Genomic DNA, 20,862 nt, shown 5'->3' with positions numbered 1-20,862 from the left:
AAAAACGCTTGATCAGGTGGCGCAGTCAGGCGACCTTAACGTCAGAACCCAGGCCACTTGGGGAATGTCGGCTAAAGTTGGAAGACTCTGGCAAAACTCGAACTGGCCATCAATCCCCTCTGAAAGAACTAGGATACCTTGGCTCAAGCTCTGCAAAGCAGGCTGGGCGACGTTTCTTGGAGGTTTATTGATGAAGTCCGCAAAACTTTGCGTGTCTGTACCTGTCCCCGTTGATACATCTGCCACGAATGAAACCTCGACCGAATCCCCGTCATAACCGGCGAACCAGAACAGAAGGCGCCATTTGGATAGGGAGGAAATTTTTGACAGGTTTGGCGAAGTTAGAGCAGAGCTTAGAAAGAGGCGCCAAAATCGGTGCTGCGAAAGAAGTCTGATTCCCTGATCATGTTTTCTTCGGAAGTCGGTATAGGCCTCGTTTAGAGCGCTCGTCATATCCCAAGGGTTTGCCAGACGATCCATGGCCCGAATTACATCCGAGTAGCCGATAGACTTGAGGACACCCAACTTTCCTACAATTCGGCGCATTGCCGCCTTATCGCCGCGAGAGGGAAAGGCCATTTTGGTGGCAATGCCGATCAACGTGGCGCTACCCGGATTTGGCAAAATCAGTTCCCGGAATGGTTCGCCGGCATCGATTTTTTCATCGACCCACTTCTTGGTTTCTATCCAAAGACTGTTTACTCCGGAAACAGATTGAAACGAGTTTGGATACTCCAAAAGTGCAGCTAGGCGATCTCGGAAGTTGTCGTTGTTTCCCACGCCTTGATCCGCTGCACTTACGAAGCAAGATAGTACCAAGTAGCGGAAGCTGCCGGGGACGTCTTTGTGTTGCGTGTTTACAAGAGCGTAACCACCGAAGAAATCGGCAACGCTACTAGCAGAAAACTGTTTAAGGAACGACTTCTGTACGATTTGGTCTGGGAGGTTTGCGAGATTCGCAGCGGCAGCGATTTCTCCAGGCGTCGCGTCTAACCAAGACAGCGGCGCCCCTCCATATGGACCATCTGACCTTAGGTAGTGAGCGACGAGACGGTTTTCCCATTCAAGAGGAGGAAGCGTGGGCGGAACGCTCAAGTTGCCTTCGGTATTATTCATGACATAGCTTTTTTGCCTTACATTTGCTCAGATGGTTGCAAATGACAACACTCAGTTCTTAATGACAATTTATGGGCATACCGGGTTAGTTCTCAATGACAATCAACAGTACTTGCGTCCCCCGCGAAGACGCTGTCGAGTGTATTCTTCATGTTTTCCTTTCGCTCTTGCTGGTGTCCCATTAGGCGGAAGGTCGCCAAGAGCACCCGCAAACAACGGGGAGAAAAGCACGACCGCTGTCGCAAGAAACATTCAACTGTCAGAATGTGATCGTTTCTGAATTGTTTCGCAGATCAAGCAAGCAACAAAGTTTGCGAAGGCTTTTTCGTTCAGGGCTTGTCACTTCGGAGCGCCATGCATATGTTTTTCTTCCCAAAGGAGAAAATCGTGCCTTCAAACAACTCGAAATCTAAGCGCACCGTGCCGCTGCCTGAGAAACGCATACACGCCTAATTCCGTCGCGTGTTCGTAGCCCTACGGCTGCGATGTTTCTAGATTTCGAGAATTGAAAGGGCACCTCCATGCAGCCCCAATCCTATACACCTTTCGTCTACCCACGTCTGAACGGATGGTTCCAGCCAGCCTATGAGAGCCTCGTTACAGCGACCAACCGCAAATCCGGGTGCCCTTCGCGCCGGATTGCCGACAGTGGCCCAGATCTCACCAAAGGGTGGTCAAGTTGACCTTGAGTTGGACCAATTCGGTCACGAAACTCAAAGCTTGGAAAATCGACTCGCTACTTTGATGGCTGGACGTGCAGCCGAACTTTCGTGCCTGGGTAGTGTTTCGTCAGGTGCCGGCGCGGGGGAGAAAAGCGATCTTGCTCAAGCCACCATGTTGGCAGTCCAATCCGAGCCATCGCGAGCGCGAACTAACCTACACTACAGCCAAAGTTTCCCGTTAACTCACCGACTTCAGGAATACCGCCGACATTTTGTTGGCGGCTTTCCTCTATCTAGAAGTCCAAATATGCAGATTTCTACGGGTGTTCCTCACCAAAAGTGCAACGATAGAGGTTGGAGTATTCCGCCCATCGGCGCTTCGATTCTGAGTTTTGTCTAGAAGAAAATTTCCGCTTGCGTTGTGGCGACCGGGTAACATGCTAGAAGTCGCAAATGTGTTACAAAATGTGATACAATTCATTGGGTGGAAGCGGTCGAAATCCAAACTAAATCAAACAAAATCAATGAATTAGTAATGATCTGCTTGGGAAATTTGGTGCCCAGGAGAGGACTCGAACCTCCACGTCCATACGGACACTAGCACCTGAAGCTAGCGCGTCTACCAATTCCGCCACCTGGGCAGGTGTCGTGGAGGGGCGTTTAAGCCTACTGGCGGAGGGCGTCAACAGGATTCGGGAAGTTTTTTGAAAGTTTTTTGATGCGCGCATCCGAGGCGCGGGACAGGTGCCGCACTGAAATGGATTTATCGCCGGGGCGCGGCGTTATTGTGCCTTGTTTGCAGTGCTCTGGGGCGATAGATCGGATCAGGACCCATTTAGCAGGAGCCGTTTCATGTCCAAACTGGTCACGATTTATGGTGGATCGGGATTCGTAGGTCGCTACGTTGCGCGCCGTATGGCGGCTCAGGGGTGGCGTGTTCGGGTCGCGGTGCGGCGCCCGAACGAGGCGATGTTCGTCAAGCCGTATGGTGCAGTGGGGCAGGTCGAGCCGATCCTGTGCAATATTCGCGATGATGCCTCGGTGGCCCTGGCCATGAAGGGCGCCGATGCCGTCGTCAACTGTGTTGGAGTTCTGAACGAGCTGGGTAAAAACACGTTCGACGAAGTGCAGGCTGAGGGCGCGGAACGGATCGCGCGGCTGGCTGCGGAACAGGGTGTGGCCCGGATGGTTCACATCTCGGCAATTGGTGCGGATGCGGAAGCGGATAGCGTCTATTCGAGAACCAAGGCCAAAGGCGAGGCGGCCGTTCTGGCCCATATGCCGGATGCCGTGATATTGCGCCCATCCGTTATTTTCGGGACCGAAGATCAGTTCTTCAACCGTTTTGCCGGCATGGCGCGCCTTGGGCCATTTCTACCCCTGGCCGGTGCAGAAACACGGTTTCAGCCGGTTTATGTCGATGACGTGGCCAAAGCCGCTGTTTTGGGCATTCTGGGTCGGGCAGACGCGGGTATTTACGAACTTGGCGGTCCCGAGGTCAAATCGTTCCGTGAGCTGATGCAACAGATGCTGGGGGTTATCCACCGGAAGCGCATCATTATCGGGTTGCCATTCTTTGCGGCGCGTATCATGGCCGGAGTTCTGGATATTGTGAAGTTTGTCAGCTTTCAGCTGTTTCCAAATACGATCCTGACACGTGATCAGCTGAAGAACCTGCGCCACGACAATGTTGTTTCGGATGGTGTGAAGTCTTTCCCAGACCTCGGGATTGAGCCTGCAACACTTGAGTCGGTTCTTCCGGATTATTTGTGGAAATTCCGCCCGGCCGGTCAATATGACGACATTCAGAATTCGGCCGGAAACCTGCGGATCTGATCAACTGTAGGCGATTGCCAGCAGTATCACGCCCAAAACGACACGATAGATGACGTAGGGCGTGAAGCTGACGCTGCGCAAAAGGCGCATCATGAGGCTGAGGGCAAGGAGCGCGGAAAAGAACGCGAAGGCCGCCGCAATTGCGCCGTCTTTGACCAGTTGCGCGTCCGCGTTTCGGATCACGTCTACGGACAGCAGTGTCCCCGAGGCAAGGATCGTCGGGATCGACATTAGCATGGCGATCCGCGCGCCATCCTCCCGCGTGTAGCCAAGGTGGCGTGCGCCCGTGATCGTGATCCCGGATCTTGACGTGCCCGGGATCAGGGCCAGCACCTGCCACAGGCCCATGATCGCCGCATCCCGCAGGCTCCAGTCACCGGCGTGTTTGGACTGAGGTCCTTTTTGGTCCATCCAGTACAGCAGTAGGCCAAATCCAAGCATGGTCCAGCCGATCACAGCGATGGACCGAAGGCTTTGGCTGAGACCGGTCAGGTAAAGGACAGCGCCAACCATGACCGTCGGGATCGTCGCAATGATCAACCCGGCGGCCAGCCTGGATTGCGGCGTATCAAGTCGGCCGCTTAGTGCTCGGGGAAGTCCGGCGAAGGCCTGTATAACATCTGTCCAGAAATACAGAACAACAGCGCCCAATGTACCGACATGCACGGCCACATCGATGGCCAGGCCCTGATCATCCAGCCCGGTAAGGCTGGGCAGCAGGATCAGGTGCCCCGAAGAGGAAACCGGCAGAAATTCGGTTATTCCCTGAATAATCGCCGCAAGAATCAATTGAAAAATGCTCATCCGCCCGCCGTGACGCTGCCGTGTTTTCGTTATGAACAATGGGTATAAGCGTGATGAAGAAAAGAAAAGCAGGCAGATAGGTCCGAATCGGTTCTAAAATCTAACAAACTCCCAGAATTTTTTCACCACTGCGTGCGAATTTCGTAAAATAGGTCAGTACAATTGACTTTTCATCCGACCTGCGATCTCTTAAAGAAAACCGACCTAGCCAATTCATGGAGTCCGACCCGTGGCCAAGCAACCGATGCTGAAATTTGTGCAGATCGACCGCGTCATGCCCAAAAAGCGTGCCGCTGATGACCGCAAGGAAGACTTTTCCGAGATTTATGCCGAGTTTGCTGCCGAAAAGGCGGTCGAGCAGGCCAGTCGCTGCAGCCAGTGCGGTGTTCCCTATTGTCAGTCGCATTGTCCGCTGCACAACAATATTCCGGATTGGCTGCGCCTGACCGCAACCGGACGCCTGGAAGAGGCCTATCAGACCAGCCAGGCGACCAACACCTTCCCTGAAATCTGCGGCCGAATCTGCCCGCAGGACCGCCTGTGTGAAGGTAATTGCGTGATTGAACAATCCGGCCACGGAACTGTCACCATCGGGACGATCGAAAAATACATCACTGACACGGCCTGGGACAAAGGCTGGGTAAAGCCGGTCGCGCCGGGCGCCGAGCGCAGCGAAAGTGTCGGAATCATTGGTGGTGGCCCCGGTGGCTTGGCTGCAGCCGACATGCTGCGCCGTGCAGGTGTTCAAGTGACGGTTTATGATCGTTATGACCGGGCCGGGGGCCTGTTGATGTACGGTATCCCGGGTTTCAAGCTGGAAAAGGACATCGTTCAGCGCCGCAATGATCTGCTGGCCGACGGTGGGGTCGCGTTCGAGCTGAACTGTGACGTTGATGCGGACAAATTCGAAGAAATCCGCGCCAGGCATGACGTCGTGATCATCGCGACCGGCGTTTACAAGTCCCGCGATCTTTCCATGCCGGGCAGTGGTCTGGGCGGGATCGAGAAAGCCATCGACTTCCTGACTGCCTCGAACCGCAAGAGCTTTGGTGACGCGGTTGAGGATTTTGACAACGGTCGTCTGAACGCCGACGGCAAGAAAGTCGTGGTCATTGGCGGTGGGGATACCGCAATGGACTGCGTTCGGACCTCGATCCGTCAGGGCGCGACCTCGGTCAAATGTCTGTACCGCCGCGATCGCGCGAACATGCCCGGCTCGCAGCGTGAAACCCAGAATGCCGAGGAAGAAGGCGTGGTGTTCGAGTGGCTGAGCGCGCCGAAAGGGTTCACTGGTGACGACAAGGTCTCTGGCGTGATGGTGCAGAAGATGCGTCTGGGTCAACCCGATGCTTCGGGCCGTCAGGCCCCCGAAGTGATCGAAGGCGCAGACTATGTCGAAGAGGCCGATCTGGTCATCAAGGCGCTGGGGTTCGAACCTGAAGACCTGCCCACACTGTTTGGTCAGCCCGACCTGCCCGTAACCCGCTGGGGCACCGTCAAGGCCGCGTTCCAGACAGGTGAGACCGAGATGGACGGCGTCTATGCCATCGGAGACATCGTACGCGGTGCCTCGCTGGTCGTATGGGCGATCCGGGATGGCCGCGACTGCGCCGACGCGATTATCGAGCGTTTCAACAGCAGGGCTGCCGTCGCAGCCGAATAACCCGAAAGCCCAGCGACAGGAGGGTCAGAATGCCCGAATTGCAAGGCCAATGTATGTGCGGCGCGGTCACAGTGACCGCTACTCCGGCGAAGGAATCGCTGGGCGCATGCCACTGCGATCAATGCCGCCGTTGGACCAGTTCGATGCTGATGACTTTTCAGGCTGAATCCGGTTACGCGGCATTGGGGCCTGTAAAGACTTATGCATCGTCCGACTGGGCCGAGCGTGCCTTCTGCGCGGATTGCGGTTCGGCACTTTGGTACCGGATCACCCTGCCGGGCGAGTTGCACGGACATACACAGATGGCGGCGGGCCTGTTCGAAGATACGGGCCACAAGCTGCAACTGGAACTTTTTATCGACAAAAAGCCCGATGGGTACGCGTTTGCAGGCGAGCGCAAGCAAATGACCACAGCCGAGGTCGAAGCCATGTTTGCCCAGCCGGAAGAAGGAGACAATCAATGACCAAATATGATGCCGATTGGGTGCGGGCCGAAGAGGCCAAACGCAAATGGCTGGCGGAAAACGGTCTCTATTCCGAGGAAGAAGAGCATTCTTCCTGCGGTGTCGGCCTTGTTGTTTCCGTTGACGGCAAGAAAAGCCGCAAGGTTGTGGATGCTGGAATCGATGCGCTCAAGGCGATCTGGCACCGCGGCGCCGTGGATGCCGACGGCAAAACGGGTGACGGCGCGGGTATCCATGTGCAGATCCCGGTTCAATTCTTCTATGACCAAATTCGGCGCACCGGTCACGAGCCCAACCTGAGCGAACTTATCGCCGTTGGTCAGGTGTTTCTGCCCCGCACCGATTTCGGCGCGCAGGAGCGGTGCCGGACTATCGTGGAAACCGAAGTTCTGCGCATGGGCTATTACATCTATGGTTGGCGTCATGTTCCGGTCGATGTGACCTGCCTGGGCGAAAAGGCAAATGCGACCCGCCCCGAGATCGAGCAGATTCTGATCTCGAACTCCAAGGGCGTGGACGAAGAGACGTTCGAGCGTGAGCTGTACGTGATCCGTCGCCGCATCGAAAAGGCGGCGATGGCGGCCGGGATTTCCGGCCTGTACCTGGCCTCGCTGTCTTGCCGCTCGATCATATACAAGGGAATGATGCTGGCCGAACAGGTTGCAGTCTTCTATCCCGATCTCATGGATGAGCGCTTTGAATCGGCGTTCGCGATCTACCACCAGCGCTATTCCACCAACACCTTCCCGCAATGGTGGCTGGCCCAACCCTTCCGCATGCTGGCCCATAATGGCGAGATCAACACGCTGAAGGGCAACATCAACTGGATGAAAAGCCATGAGATCCGCATGGCCAGCGGCACCTTTGGCGACTATGCCGAAGACATCAAGCCGATCATTGCAGGCGGATCGTCGGATTCGGCTGCATTAGACTCTGTTTTTGAGGTTCTGGTGCGCGCGGGCCGCTCGGCCCCGATGGCGAAAACCATGCTGGTGCCTGAAAGCTGGTCCAAGCAGGCGGTCGAACTGCCGCAGGCATGGCGCGACATGTATTCCTACTGCAACTCGGTGATGGAGCCTTGGGACGGCCCTGCCGCGCTGGCCATGACTGATGGCCGCTGGGTCTGCGCCGGTCTCGATCGGAACGGGTTGCGCCCGATGCGCTATGTGGTGACGGGCGATGGTCTGGTCATCGCCGGATCAGAGGCTGGCATGGTGCCGATCAACGAGGCGACCGTGGTCGAAAAAGGTGCATTGGGTCCCGGGCAGATGCTGGCCGTGGACATGAAAAAGGGCAAACTGTTCCGCGACACTCAGATCAAGAACAAACTGGCCCGCGCGCTGCCGTTTGGCGAGTGGGTCGGCAAGATCAACGATCTTGATGCCACTTTGGCAGGCGTCACCGAACGTCCGTTGTTCACCGGCGAGGAACTGCGCAAGCGGCAGATCGCCGCCGGATATTCGGTCGAGGAACTGGAGCAGATTCTGGCACCAATGGCCGAGGATGGAAAAGAGGCGCTGGCCTCGATGGGTGACGACACACCCTCGGCAGTGCTGTCCAGGCAATACCGCCCGCTCAGCCATTTCTTCCGCCAGAATTTCAGCCAGGTGACCAACCCGCCCATCGACTCGCTTCGCGAATATCGCGTGATGTCGCTGAAAACGCGGTTTGGCAACCTCAAGAACGTGCTGGACGAAGACAGCAGCCAGACCGAGATCATTGTGCTGGAAAGCCCCTTTGTCGGGAACACGCAATGGGAGAAGCTGGCAGAAAATTTCAATGCGACCCTGGCCGAGATCGACTGTTCATTTGAACCAGGCGAAGGTGCGCTGGGCGACGCTTTGGCCCGTGTTAGAGCCGAAGCTGAAGAAGCCGTGCGCTCGGGCGCCGGGCATCTGGTCTTGACGGATCAGTATTCCGGTCCGGGCAAGGTGGCGATGCCGATGATCCTGGCCACCAGCGCCGTGCACTCTCACCTGATCCGTCAAGGCTTGCGGACGTTCTGCTCGCTGAATGTGCGGTCGGCAGAATGCATCGACCCGCACTATTTTGCCGTTCTGATCGGATGTGGCGCCACCGTGGTCAATGCATATCTGGCCGAGGATTCGCTGGCCGACCGGATCGAACGTGGCTTGCTGGATGGCACGCTGACCGAAAATGTTGCGCGATTCCGCGAGGCAATTGACCAGGGCCTGCTCAAGATCATGGCCAAGATGGGCATTTCGGTGGTGTCGTCGTATCGCGGCGGTCTGAATTTCGAGGCGGTGGGACTGTCCCGCGCCATGGTGGCCGAATATTTCCCCGGCATGACCAGCCGCATCTCGGGCATCGGCGTGCATGGTATCCGGGTCAAGGCCGAGGAGATTCACGCCAAAGGCTGGGACAGCGGTCTGGATGTGTTGCCAATCGGCGGTTTCTACAAGGCGCGCAAGTCGGGTGAGACCCATGCTTGGGAAGCGACCTCGATGCATATGATGCAAATGGCCTGTAACAGAGCCTCATATGAGCTGTGGAAGCAGTATTCGGCCAAGATGCAGTCCAATCCGCCAATCCATCTGCGCGACCTGATGGATTTCAAACCACTCGGCAAGCCGATCCCGATTGAAGAGGTGGAATCGATCACTTCGATCCGCAAACGCTTTGTCACGCCGGGCATGTCGCTGGGCGCACTCAGCCCTGAGGCACACAAGACGCTGAACGTGGCGATGAATCGGATTGGCGCCAAGTCGGACTCGGGTGAAGGCGGCGAAGATCCGGCGCATTTCGTGCCGGAGCCCAATGGCGACAACCCGTCGGCCAAGATCAAACAGGTGGCCTCGGGGCGGTTCGGCGTGACTGCCGAATATCTGAACCAGTGTGAAGAATTGGAGATCAAAGTCGCCCAGGGTGCGAAACCCGGTGAGGGTGGTCAGCTACCCGGCATGAAGGTCACTGACCTGATCGCGCGTCTGCGGCACTCGACCAAGGGCGTGACGCTGATCTCACCTCCGCCGCATCACGACATCTACTCGATCGAGGATCTGGCGCAGCTGATCTATGACCTGAAACAGATCAACCCACGCTGCAAGGTGACGGTCAAGCTGGTTGCGTCCTCGGGCGTTGGCACGATTGCCGCCGGTGTGGCCAAGGCAAAAGCGGATATCATCCTTATTTCGGGTCACAACGGCGGCACGGGTGCCTCACCTGCGACCAGCATCAAATATGCCGGTCTGCCGTGGGAGATGGGTCTGACCGAGGCGCATCAGGTTCTGGCGATGAACAACCTGCGCGACCGCGTCACCCTGCGGACCGATGGCGGCCTTCGGACCGGGCGCGACATTGTCATGGCCGCGATGATGGGGGCCGAGGAATACGGTATCGGCACTGCCGCCCTGATCGCGATGGGCTGTATCATGGTGCGTCAGTGCCAGTCGAATACCTGCCCCGTTGGTGTGTGCACACAGGACGAAAGCCTGCGCGCCAAATTCACGGGCAACGCGGACAAGGTTGTGAATCTGATTACCTTCTACGCACAGGAAGTTCGCGAAATCCTCGCCAGCCTGGGCGCGCGGTCCGTGGATGACATCATTGGCCGGGCTGATCTGCTGGCGCAGGTCAGCCGTGGTTCGGCGCATCTGGACGATCTGGACCTCAACCCGCTATTGATCACGGTCGATGGCGCGCATGACATCGTGTATGACCGCGACAAGGATCGGAACGCAGTGCCGGATACACTGGACGCCGAAATTGTCCGCGACGCGGCGCGGTTCCTGAAAGACGGCGAGAAGATGCAGCTGTCCTACGCCATCCAGAACACGCACAGAACCGTGGGCACCCGTGTCTCCAGTCATATCGTGCAGAATTTCGGGATGCGAAACACTTTCCAGCCGGACCATCTTCACGTGAAATTGCAGGGATCGGCCGGTCAGTCCTTGGGGGCCTTTGCGGCTCCGGGTCTGAAGCTGGAAGTGTCGGGTGATGCCAACGACTATGTAGGCAAAGGTCTGTCGGGCGGCACGATCGTGGTGCGTCCGCCGCAGATCAGCCCGCTGAAAGCGGATGAAAACACCATTATCGGCAACACTGTCCTGTACGGCGCAACCGACGGTCACCTGTTTGCGGCCGGCCGCGCGGGTGAGCGGTTTGCGGTTCGGAACTCGGGTGCCAAGGTGGTCATCGAAGGGTGCGGGTCCAACGGCTGTGAATACATGACCGGCGGCGTTGCCGTGATCCTTGGTTCCATCGGTGCAAATTTTGGTGCCGGTATGACCGGAGGGATGGCTTATCTGTACGATCCTGACGGTAAGGCGCAGCTTCTGATGAACATGGAGACACTTGTCACCTGTCCGGTCACGGTGAGCCACTGGGTCGATCAGTTGCAAACGCTGATCAAACGTCACGCAGCCGAGACCGGAAGCCGCAAAGCCGCGGATATCCTGCAACACTGGGATGTCGAAAAGGCCAACTTCCTGCAGGTGTGCCCGAAGGAAATGCTGAATAAACTCAGCCATCCGCTGAGCGAAGAGATCGCAGCAGTTCCGGCGGAGTAAACAGACCCTAAACAAGGTCAAAACCCTGCGTGTTTCCACAAACGCGCAGGGTTTTCCTTTGCATGCATATGGCACAGGGGCTGAAATTTAGCCCGTTCCAAACGCGCCTCATGCGTCGTATAGCAAGGGTATGGCAAAAAAAGCAGCGCGCGGAACGCGTGGTAGGAAATCAAAGGCAACAAAGTCAAAGAAGCTGTCGATATCGCGGATTCGCCGCTGGCTGACACGTGGGTTGTTGGCCTGTGTCGCATTTGTGGTCGGTCTTGTGCTGCTCTATTCGGTCGTCAATCCGCCGATTACGCATACAATCTGGTCCGAGTGGCGCCGGTTGGGCAAAGTTGAACGCGATTGGGTTCCGATCGAAAAGATTTCCCCGGTGATGGCGCGATCGGTCGTCGCTGCAGAAGACGCGAATTTCTGTCTGCACTGGGGCTTTGACATCGAGGCTATCCGGGACGCGCTGGAAGATGGAGGCGCACGCGGCGCGTCGACCATTTCGCAGCAGGTCGTCAAGAACGTGTTCCTTTGGCAGGGACGCAGCTGGGTGCGCAAGGCGCTTGAAACGTCGATCACTCCGATTGTCGAACTATTTTGGAGCAAGCAGCGCATTCTTGAGGTTTATCTGAACGTTGCTGAGACCGGAAACGGGGTTTTCGGGGTCGAGGCTGCCGCGCAAACGCATTTCAACGTATCTGCCGCTAATTTGACGCCGGTTCAGGCCGCGCGGATCGCTGCAATTCTGCCTTCGCCCAGGAACAGATCCGTTGCGGATCCGTCGGTTCGCACGCGCCGCCGGGCTGCCGCGATACGGGACGGAGCGGCCACCATCCGCGCAGATGGTCGCGCGGATTGTTTCGAGGATTGAAACCCAAGGCTGCTCAAGGCTAAAGCTTGGTTGTATTCACTGCTTTGATTGGAAGCTCATGGCGCGCCTGTTTCACGTTCCCCTGTCCCCCTATTGCCGCAAGGTTCGTCTGTCGCTGGCAGAGAAGAAAATCGAAGTGGAACTGGTTGAGGAACGGTACTGGGAGAAAGATCCGGATTTTCTGCGTCGAAACCCCGCAGGAAAGGTTCCCGTATTGCGCCTGGACGGGCAGGTGATGTCGGAAAGTGCGGCGATTTGCGAGTATATCGAGGAAACCCGCCCCGAACCCGCGCTGATGCCCAAAACGCCCGAAGCGCGCTATGAAGTAAGGCGTCTGGTCGGCTGGTTTGATGACAAGTTTCATCACGAGGTGACATCGAAACTGGTGTACGAGCGGGTCAACAAGAAAGTGACCGGGGAAGGCTATCCGGACAGCAAGCGCGTCAAGGAAGGTGCGCGCGCAATCAAGTACCATTTGGACTACATGACATGGTTGCTGGATCAACGCCGCTGGCTGGCCGGGGATCAGATGACGCTGGCGGATTTCGCCGCTGCCGCGCATCTGTCGGCACTGGACTATATCTCGGACGTGGACTGGAATCGCAGCCAGACGGTCAGGGACTGGTATGCCAAGATCAAATCGCGACCGGCGTTCCGGTCCATCCTCGCTGATCAGGTGCCGGGATTCCGGCCTCCGCCCCATTACGCCGATCTGGATTTCTGATAGGGTCGGGGCGCAGGGGGCCTTCCGCCCCCTCTTGGCCCGTCGGGCCAATTCACCCCCGAGGATATTTTTGGCCAGATGAAGAACGGATCGGGTTTGAAAGAAAAGCTGGTCGCCCAGGCATTGAGCGAGGGTTTTGTGTCCTGTCGGATTTGCAGGCCCTGGGATGTGCCGCAGGTTCCGGGCCGGTTGGAAGCGTTTCTGCAGGCCGGATATCATGGGCAGATGGGATGGATGGCAGAGCGCACCCATTGGCGTGGTGATCCGGCGATTTTGTGGCCCGAGGCCCGGTCGGTGATAATGCTGGCCGAAAGCTACGCGCCCGAGCATGATCCGACCGAAATTCTGAACTATCCCGAAAAAGCGGCGATCTCGGTCTATGCTCAGAACAAGGACTATCATGATCTGGTCAAGAAGCGTCTGAAACGACTGGCGCGCTGGCTGATTGCCGAGGCCGGTGGCGAAGTGAAAGTGTTTGTCGATACAGCACCTGTGCCGGAAAAGGCACTTGGTCAGGCTGCGGGATTGGGTTGGCAGGGAAAACACACCAATCTGGTTAGTCGGGATTGGGGCAATTGGGCTTTCATAGGGTCTGTTTTCACGACTTTGGACTTGCCGGCCGATCCAGCGGAGATTGACCGCTGCGGGTCGTGCCGGGCCTGCCTGGATAGTTGCCCGACCGACGCGTTTCCTGTCCCGTACCTTTTGGATTCGCGGCGCTGTATCTCGTATCTGACAATCGAGCACAAAGGTCCGGTCGAGGAAGAGTTGCGCGGCAAATTGGGCAACAGGATCTATGGATGCGATGATTGTCTTGCGGCGTGTCCGTGGAACAAATTCGCGGTGGCGGCCAGTGACATTCGGTATGCGGCCCGGGATGACCTTAAGGCGCCTGCGTTAACTGATCTTGTGGCACTGGATGATGCCGCGTTTCGGGAGAAGTTTTCCGGCTCGCCCATCAAGCGGATTGGTCGCGACCGGTTTGTGCGCAATGTGCTGTATGCCATCGGCAATTCGGGCAATGCAGAACTGTGTAGTGCCGCGCAGGCGCTAACGGACGACCCTGATCCGGCAGTGGCCGACGCGGCGCGCTGGGCGGTAAAACGGCTGTCGTAAATGCCGCAAACAGGCTGGACGTGACGGCGCAAACCGCTAGACCCTTTGTCAGCGAACAGATGGAGGACCCGATGGCGTTGGCTTTGGGGGTGGATACAGGCGGAACCTACACGGATGCGGTGCTGATCCGGGATGAGAAAGAGGTGATTGCCTCGGCCAAGTCCCTGACAACACGGGCGGACCTGGCGATTGGTGTGGGCAGGGCGATTTCGTCCGTGTTGGACGAGGCGCGGGTTTCACCCGACCAGATATCGATGGCGTCGCTGTCGACCACCCTGGCCACGAACGCCTTGGTCGAAGGGCAGGGCGGGCGTGTTGCGCTTGTGTATATCGGCTTCAAGGACAGTGATCTGGAAAAGCACGGGCTAAAGGATGCGCTTAAAGGCGACCCGGCGCTTGTGATTTCCGGTGGCCACAGCCATGCCGGTGGCGAAGCTGCGCCGCTGGATATTGCGGCGCTTGAGGCATTTTTAGACTCTCATAAAGGGATATCCGGCTTTGCCGTTGCTTCGCAATTCGCCACACGCAACCCGGCGCATGAGCTGGAAGCAGCGCGGATCATTGCGGAAAAGACAGGGGCACCGGTCACGTGTTCCCATCACCTGTCGGCTAGGCTGAACGGTCCGAAACGGGCGGTGACCGCCGTTCTGAACGCGCGATTGATTGGCATGATCGACCGCCTGATCGGCCGGGCACAGGACAGGTTACACGAGCTGGGCATCACGGCCCCGATGATGGTGGTGCGCGGTGATGGTGCGCTGATGAGTGCGGAGCAGGCGCGTGAACGCCCGATTGAGACGATCCTCAGCGGCCCGGCGGCTTCGATTGTGGGGGCACGCTGGCTGACCGGGGTCGAGAATGCGCTTGTCTCTGATATTGGCGGGACCACGACGGATGTGGCTTTGATCCGGGACGGCAAGCCTGCGATTGATCCGGCCGGGGCGCAGGTGGGCGGTTTCCGCACCATGGTCGAGGCGGTGGCGATGCGGACCCATGGATTGGGCGGTGACAGCCAGGTTCACGTGGTTACTGAAGGCTTGGGCGGCGGCGTATTCCTGGGGCCGCGGCGGGTGCTGCCGGTTTCTCTGATCGCGTCGGAAGCGCCCGGAGTCGTGCATGCCGCGCTGGACGAGCAACTGCGGGCAACAACGGTGGGTGAGTTTGATACACGGTTTGCCCGAAGATTTTCAGGGATTCGTGCTGATGATGTCGGGCCGCGCGAGAATGCTGTGTTGGAGCGGCTTGGTGACCAGGTTTTGCCGCTGAGCAGCCTGTTGCGGACCAGAATGGACAACGGCGCGCTGACGCGGTTGGTGGACCGCGGGCTTGTTCAGGTTTCGGGCGTCACGCCTTCGGATGCCAGCCATGTTCTGGGCCGGGTCGATGCCTGGGATTCAAGTGCTGCCCGCAAGGCGCTGGAACTTGTGTCTCGCAAGAGGGTGGGGTCGGGTGATGTTTTGGCGAAGTCTCCGGAACAGCTGGCCGGCATGATCGTGGATCAATTGACCGAACAGACCAGTTTGACCTTGTTAGAGACTGCTTTTGCGGAAGAAGGGCATGATTTTGGGGTTCCTCCTCAGGACCTGGCCCGTCATGTACTGACCCGGCGCGGCCTGGCAGGGCATCGTGGCCTGTTGTCTCTGGATACGGCTTTGAATGTCGATGTCGTGGGCCTTGGCGCTTCGGCGCCCAGCTACTATCCGGCCGTCGGGGAGCGGTTGCGATGCCGGATGATCCTGCCCGAGCATACCGGCGTCGCAAATGCCATCGGTGCGGTTGTCGGGCGGCTGACTTTGCGGCGCTCGGGCACCGTAACCTCGCCTGCCGAGGGGCGATATCGCGTGCATCTGGACAGTGGGCCACAGGATTTTGCGGCGTCAGATCAGGCTTTGGCCCTGTTGGAAGCTGTTTTGAAGGAAGAAACTGAAACCGCGGTCCGCGAAGCCGGGGCTGAAGATATCCGGGTCATTGTCGACAGGGACATCAAGACCGCGCGCATCGAGGCGCAGGATGTGTTTGTCGAAGCCCTTGTGACGGTCGAAGCCAGTGGCCGACCACGAGTGGCCACTGGCTAGCCCCCCTTCGAATTCATAGAGGGTCGGGGCAGGTCGTCGTTTACTCGGCCGCATCCGCGCGTTTGGGCAGCACCCAGTCCTGGCGCGGAAAGTGGCAGGTATACCCGTTCGGGATGCGGACCAGATAGTCCTGATGCTCTGGTTCGGCCTCCCAGAAATCTCCGACGGGCTCAACCTCGGTCACGACTTTACCGGGCCATAGGCCACTGGCATTCACATCGGCAATCGTGTCCTGCGCGACCTGCTTCTGATTGTCGTCGGCAAAGTAGATAGCCGAACGATAGCTCATCCCGAGGTCGTTGCCCTGACGGTTCACCGTCGTGGGATCGTGGATCTTGAAAAAGAACTCCAGCAAAGTGCGGTAAGATATTTGTGCAGGATCGAACCAGATTTCGATTCCTTCGGCATGGGTGCCATGATTGCGGTAGGTGGCGTTGGGTACGTCACCGCCCGTATATCCGACACGGGTGCGGGAAACGCCGGGAAGTTTGCGGATCAGATCCTGCATGCCCCAGAAACATCCCCCGGCAAGTACGGCGCGTTCTTCAGTCATCAGATGTCCTCCACATGGATCAAATATTCGCCATAGCCTTCGGTCTCCATCTCGTCACGATGAATGAACCGCAGCGCGGCTGAGTTTATGCAATAGCGCAGCCCGCCATGTTCGCGCGGACCGTCAGGAAATACATGCCCCAGATGGCTATCACCGTGTTTCGAGCGCACCTCGGTACGGATCATACCAAGGGTGGCGTCCCGAAACTCTTCCACGTGTTCGTGGATGATGGGCTTCGTGAAACTTGGCCAGCCGCAGCCGGATTCGTATTTGTGGGTCGAAGCGAACAATGGCTCTCCCGAGACGATATCAACGTAAATCCCGGGCTCCTTGTTGCCCAGATACTTGCCGGTGCCGGGGCGTTCGGTACCGCTGCGCTGCGTGACGTGGTATTCTTCGGGTGACAGAGCGGCGATGGCCTCGGGATCTTTGGTATAGCGGGTCATGGCTCCTCCGGTTTTTGACGCGACTTGGCCTTCTATTTGGGCATAACGAGGCAAAAAGCAAAATCATATTTCAGCTATCTCGCGCGCTCGTGCATGTGATCCGGTTGCCAGGCGGGCACGTAGTTCTCAGTAAAGGAGGTGCCGCCATGTTCAGACTGCTTCTGCTATTCGCCCTGCTGTTGATTGCCCGCGCCGTGCAAGCTGCGCCTTTGACCGGCGAGTTTGATTCGATCGACGGCGGCACGTTGTCTATCGAAGACTGGCGAGGCCAGCCGGTTCTGATCGTGAATACCGCGTCCCTATGTGGGTTCACAGAGCAGTATGCGGGCCTGCAAAAGATTCATGACACTTACGCGGACCGGGGGCTGGTGGTTCTGGCCGTCCCGTCGGATTCGTTCAAACAGGAACTGGGCTCCGCGGAAGAGGTAAAGCGGTTCTGCGAGTTGAACTATGACCTGACTCTGCCCATGACCGACATAACGCCAGTCAAAGGAGTGGACGCGCACCCATTCTACAAGGCTGTCGCCGCGCGAACTGGCTTTGTCCCCAGCTGGAACTTCAACAAGATCCTTATCGACCCGTCAGGAGAGGTTGTCGCCACGTTTGGGTCGAATGTGCGGCCTGACTCGCGGAAACTATTGAGTCAGGTCGAGGCTTTGCTGCGCTGAACCGGTTGTCTGGACAGCTGAACAGCTAAAATCCCCAGCGTGGTAATGCCTACTCCGACCGCATCCATGGGCCCGAGCTTTTCACCAAGCAACAGTGCAGCAATTGCGACACCGAACACCGGGTTCAGGAAGTGAAAGGTCGCGGCCCGGACAGCACCGATTCTGTTCAGCAACATGAACCAGATCAAGGTCGCCAGCAGCCCGGGGGCAAGGGTGGTGTAGGTGAATGCAAGAAGCAGGGGCAGCGTTGGATGGACATAGATCGTCTCAAAGAATGGCGCAGCCACAAACAGTACGGCTGAGCCGACAAACATCTGCAACCCGACGACCATCATGAAGTTCCCGCCCGATGTCGCACCGCGGACCGCCAGTGTCGCGAAGGTCAGGGCCAGGGCGCCGATCCCGCACAGCATCACGCCAAACATATCGACCCCTGTGTTGATCCTGCTGCTCATGATCAGGGCGACGCCGAAGAAACCAGCCAGCAGCCCGACAATTCCCATGGGTCGCAGTTTTTCCCGGAAGAACAACCAACCCGCGACGGCAACCAGCAACGGCATTGTCGAGGCGATGATCGCGGCAACCGAGGCTTCGACCGTTTGCATGGCATAGAAATTCAGACCCAAATAAAGGGCATTTTGACAAACTCCGAACAGGATGGTCGCCCGCCATTGGTCCCTTGTCAGATGCCAGCTTTGTCCCATGGCTCGCGCAATCGCCACTCCGATGATGCCAGATAACAGGAACCTCAGGGCCAGTGAAAACAGCGGTGAAGCATCGGCAACAATGATCCGCGCCGAGGAAAAGGCCGACGACCAGATCAGGGCAAATGTCAGCCCCATGGCTATGGCGCGCAGATCCATGAAACCTCCATCCCGGAACGCCGGGACTGTTGCCGAATTCCGATCAGGCCGCAAGCGCCGCAGGGGTTCAGCGTCAAAAAAGCCACATGTGCCGTGCAAGAATTCTTGGGTTTTCGTTTTTATTGATTGACCAGCCAATTAAGGATATTCGCGCCAAATCTGACCAATCAAGGGAGGTTTGTCGGTGTTCCTGGAATACATCTTGTCTTTTGGCGTCCTGCTGGCCCTGGGCCTGGTCGCTTTCTTCGTCGTGAAATGGTGGAACCTGCGCTGCGTCGGCGTGACGCCAGTCCACCTGTTCACGTTTATCGCGATCCTGTTCACATCCGGGCTGGATGTCGGCCTGATCATGTTCCCTCTGACCGAGTTCGGGGGCTATGCCGAAGACCCGGCCTATGCATTCGCCAACCCGCTGGCGATCGAATTCGGGTTCTGGGGCTTTCTGATCTGGGCCTTCTACTTCCTGACCGCGTTCTATTTCTGCGTCATCGAACCGCGTGTGAAGTTCTTTGAGATCCCGCTGGTCAAGCTGATCAACAACGTGGTCATCATCGGCACCTGTGCTTTCACCGCCAGCCTGTTCCTGATCTACCTGCCCGGCTACCTGCCCGAGGTCGGAGATGGCGAATCCGTGGTCACCACCTTCTACATCATCGTGTTCGTGGTGATTCTGGCGGCGGCCTATTCGTCGACCGATCTGAAATACGTGCGTATCCTGTCGGTGGGATCGACCTTCCTGTTCCTGGCTCTGATCCTGGGGATGTGGGCGGCGGCCGGTATGGGTATGACCGGGTTCGTTGATACTGGCAGCAACATCAGTGCGTATTTCGCTAACCTGCACAAGTTCGTCCTACCGCTGACCGACTATCACGCCTTCTACCTGTTCTGGTGGTTCGCATGGTCGATCATGATTGGCCAGTTCACCTCGCGCTTTGTGGGCGGTCTGACCACGTGGCAACTGTTGGCCGCGCTGCTGATCTTTCCGTCGATCCCGTTGGCGATCTGGTTCACCGTTCTCTACTACTACCACCTGAACGGCATCAGCACCGCAGGCATCACCAACATCGCGATGGTGATCGTGGGCGTGACCTTCGTCATCAACTCGCTGGACTCGTTGATTAGACTCTATACCGACAATCTGAACATGACGGTCGAAAGGTTCGGCAAGGCGGCTTATGTGGCGGGCAACGTGGCGTTGCTGTTCGTCCTGACCCTGTTGTTCCAGAGCCAGTGGCTGCAGATCCAGTGGATCGGCGCGGTCGTGGTGGGTCTCTATCTGGCCTGTGTGGTCTATATCCTGCTCGCCAAGCGTAATGAGGTGCTGAGCATTGATTCCATGCCCGAAGATCGTGATCTGGACTTCCACAAAGTTGAGACAGTTCACTGATTGGTTTTCAACAACAAACAGGAAAAGGGCCCCGATTTCGGGGCCCTTTTTTGCAAAGGCAAAGTCTTTCCGCCTTCGAGCGCTAGCTTGCGTCGATATTGAGACGGTATTTGAGGAACTTCTCGCCACCGTAATCAACTTCGCCTACGGGACACGCGCCCAGTTTTCTAAGTGCGCCAAGTTTCTTGCGTGAGGGCGGCAGCAAAAATGTCACCGACGTTATCCGTTCGTCGGATTTTGCAAACTCTATGGCTCGCCTTGTTATTCTGGCCCCCAATCCAAATGCTCCGGGCATGAGGACCAGGCCGAAATCCCACTCTTCGCCCTCTTTTTGAAAGCCGCCCCATCCCACATAGTCGCCACCGTGCAGGAAGGCCCAATGGCCAAGCCCATCACGCGCCCAATAGGCCTCTTTCGCCTTCACGAACTCATTGACCGTCTCTTCATCCCAGCCCTGCGTCAGCAGGGACATGTGTTCCGCAAGTCGCGGGTTCTTCATATGAGCCAGTATTTCCGGGGTCGAGATCTGGGTAAGCCGGGTGAAAGAAATTTCTTGTTTCATAAAACGGGATATAGGGAGGGTCTTGCGCACACAAAGAGGTCCACGCCAAAAAAACCGGTCGCGATGATACCGCGCCGGTTTAAATCCGATGACTGCTTGGTGGTGAGCATGTGAGACCCGGACAGGTCTTGGACCTGGTGGGAGCTTACAGGTGCCACGCACAAAAAAAGGGCCGCGAAAACGCGACCCCTTTGAATCATCATCGGTGATCCGATCAGCCGTTCACGCTGTCCTTCAGCGCCTTCGCAATGGTCATTTTCACAACCTTGTCGGCCTCTTTGGTGAATGTCTCACCAGTGGCCGGGTTGCGGACCTGACGCTCGGGGCGTTCGCGGCAGTAGATTTTGCCGACGCCGGGCAGGGTTACTGCGCCACCGGCCGAAACTTCGCGGGTGATCAGGCCTGTGATGGCCTCCAGCGCGGAGTTCGCGGATTTCTTATCGGTCCCCATTTCCTCAGCGAGAGCAGCAACCAGCTGAGTCTTTGTCATAGGCTTTGCCATTTCTTGGTCTCCTTAACGTGCCCGGTC

General features: G+C 57.5%; 17 protein-coding genes and 1 tRNA gene. 10 read left to right on the top strand and 8 right to left on the bottom strand.

Annotated features, from left to right (window positions below; genetic code table 11):
• Window positions 1-12 precede the first annotated feature (12 nt).
• Window positions 13-1,116: a hypothetical protein gene (locus AC2FIR_RS22460; RefSeq protein WP_496763209.1), complete on the bottom strand. Its 1,104-nt coding sequence runs from the start codon at window positions 1,114-1,116 to the stop codon at window positions 13-15.
• A gap of 1,216 nt (window positions 1,117-2,332) precedes the next feature.
• A tRNA-Leu gene (locus tag AC2FIR_RS22455) sits at window positions 2,333-2,419 on the bottom strand.
• A gap of 211 nt (window positions 2,420-2,630) precedes the next feature.
• Between AC2FIR_RS22455 and AC2FIR_RS22450 the strand changes: the two genes are divergently transcribed.
• Complete coding sequence (locus AC2FIR_RS22450) at window positions 2,631-3,614, top strand: complex I NDUFA9 subunit family protein (protein WP_170617332.1); 984 nt, start codon at window positions 2,631-2,633, stop codon at window positions 3,612-3,614.
• Here AC2FIR_RS22450 and AC2FIR_RS22445 read toward each other — a convergent pair whose 3' ends face one another.
• On the bottom strand, window positions 3,615-4,418 hold the full coding sequence (locus AC2FIR_RS22445; RefSeq protein WP_170617334.1) for an undecaprenyl-diphosphate phosphatase: 804 nt from the start codon (window positions 4,416-4,418) through the stop codon (window positions 3,615-3,617).
• 229 nt (window positions 4,419-4,647) lie between these two features.
• Here AC2FIR_RS22445 and AC2FIR_RS22440 point away from each other — a divergent pair, with 229 nt between their 5' ends.
• From AC2FIR_RS22440 to AC2FIR_RS22410, 7 genes are all read left to right on the top strand, one after another.
• Complete coding sequence (locus tag AC2FIR_RS22440; RefSeq protein ID WP_480915502.1) at window positions 4,648-6,081, top strand: NAD(P)-dependent oxidoreductase; 1,434 nt, start codon at window positions 4,648-4,650, stop codon at window positions 6,079-6,081.
• A 29-nt stretch (window positions 6,082-6,110) separates the two neighbouring features.
• Window positions 6,111-6,545: a GFA family protein gene (locus tag AC2FIR_RS22435; protein ID WP_170682587.1), complete on the top strand. Its 435-nt coding sequence runs from the start codon at window positions 6,111-6,113 to the stop codon at window positions 6,543-6,545.
• On the top strand, window positions 6,542-11,074 hold the full coding sequence (gene gltB / locus AC2FIR_RS22430; RefSeq protein ID WP_496763205.1) for a glutamate synthase large subunit: 4,533 nt from the start codon (window positions 6,542-6,544) through the stop codon (window positions 11,072-11,074). The genes AC2FIR_RS22435 and gltB overlap by 4 nt, the downstream gene beginning before the upstream one ends.
• Window positions 11,075-11,204: 130 nt before the next feature.
• A complete protein-coding gene (mtgA, locus tag AC2FIR_RS22425; protein WP_480915505.1) occupies window positions 11,205-11,939 on the top strand; it encodes a monofunctional biosynthetic peptidoglycan transglycosylase in 735 nt (244 codons plus the stop codon).
• Window positions 11,940-11,997: 58 nt separating this feature from the next.
• The gene (gene fzlA / locus AC2FIR_RS22420; protein ID WP_170808350.1) at window positions 11,998-12,663 is read left to right on the top strand and encodes an FtsZ-binding protein FzlA; all 666 of its coding nucleotides are present in this window, start codon (window positions 11,998-12,000) and stop codon (window positions 12,661-12,663) included.
• 78 nt (window positions 12,664-12,741) lie between these two features.
• Window positions 12,742-13,779 (top strand): tRNA epoxyqueuosine(34) reductase QueG, encoded by a 1,038-nt coding sequence (gene queG / locus AC2FIR_RS22415; protein WP_170617346.1) that lies wholly within the window; start codon window positions 12,742-12,744, stop codon window positions 13,777-13,779.
• A gap of 71 nt (window positions 13,780-13,850) precedes the next feature.
• Complete coding sequence (locus tag AC2FIR_RS22410) at window positions 13,851-15,854, top strand: hydantoinase/oxoprolinase family protein (RefSeq protein WP_496763211.1); 2,004 nt, start codon at window positions 13,851-13,853, stop codon at window positions 15,852-15,854.
• 40 nt (window positions 15,855-15,894) lie between these two features.
• Here AC2FIR_RS22410 and msrA read toward each other — a convergent pair whose 3' ends face one another.
• Both msrA and msrB read right to left on the bottom strand, forming a co-directional pair.
• Entirely contained in the window at window positions 15,895-16,407 is a 513-nt protein-coding gene (gene msrA, locus AC2FIR_RS22405) for a peptide-methionine (S)-S-oxide reductase MsrA (RefSeq protein WP_170617348.1), read from the bottom strand.
• On the bottom strand, window positions 16,407-16,853 hold the full coding sequence (gene msrB / locus AC2FIR_RS22400; protein ID WP_170617350.1) for a peptide-methionine (R)-S-oxide reductase MsrB: 447 nt from the start codon (window positions 16,851-16,853) through the stop codon (window positions 16,407-16,409). The genes msrA and msrB overlap by 1 nt, the downstream gene beginning before the upstream one ends.
• Before the next feature lie 146 nt (window positions 16,854-16,999).
• Between msrB and AC2FIR_RS22395 the strand changes: the two genes are divergently transcribed.
• The gene (locus AC2FIR_RS22395; protein WP_480490894.1) at window positions 17,000-17,521 is read left to right on the top strand and encodes a glutathione peroxidase; all 522 of its coding nucleotides are present in this window, start codon (window positions 17,000-17,002) and stop codon (window positions 17,519-17,521) included.
• Here AC2FIR_RS22395 and AC2FIR_RS22390 read toward each other — a convergent pair.
• Window positions 17,497-18,384 (bottom strand): DMT family transporter, encoded by an 888-nt coding sequence (locus AC2FIR_RS22390; protein WP_496747547.1) that lies wholly within the window; start codon window positions 18,382-18,384, stop codon window positions 17,497-17,499. The two genes, AC2FIR_RS22395 and AC2FIR_RS22390, sit on opposite strands and share 25 nt — an antisense overlap.
• Before the next feature lie 190 nt (window positions 18,385-18,574).
• Here AC2FIR_RS22390 and AC2FIR_RS22385 point away from each other — a divergent pair, with 190 nt between their 5' ends.
• On the top strand, window positions 18,575-19,771 hold the full coding sequence (locus AC2FIR_RS22385) for a BCCT family transporter (RefSeq protein WP_170682610.1): 1,197 nt from the start codon (window positions 18,575-18,577) through the stop codon (window positions 19,769-19,771).
• Between the two features lie 82 nt (window positions 19,772-19,853).
• Here AC2FIR_RS22385 and AC2FIR_RS22380 read toward each other — a convergent pair whose 3' ends face one another.
• On the bottom strand, window positions 19,854-20,333 hold the full coding sequence (locus AC2FIR_RS22380; RefSeq protein WP_496747545.1) for a GNAT family N-acetyltransferase: 480 nt from the start codon (window positions 20,331-20,333) through the stop codon (window positions 19,854-19,856).
• A gap of 214 nt (window positions 20,334-20,547) precedes the next feature.
• Entirely contained in the window at window positions 20,548-20,835 is a 288-nt protein-coding gene (locus AC2FIR_RS22375; RefSeq protein WP_117871130.1) for an HU family DNA-binding protein, read from the bottom strand.
• Between the last annotated feature and the right edge of the window lie 27 nt (window positions 20,836-20,862).

The sequence above is a fragment of the Ruegeria sp. CDSB136 genome, assembly GCF_059610965.1.
This window is presented reverse-complemented; position numbering and strand designations above follow the sequence as displayed.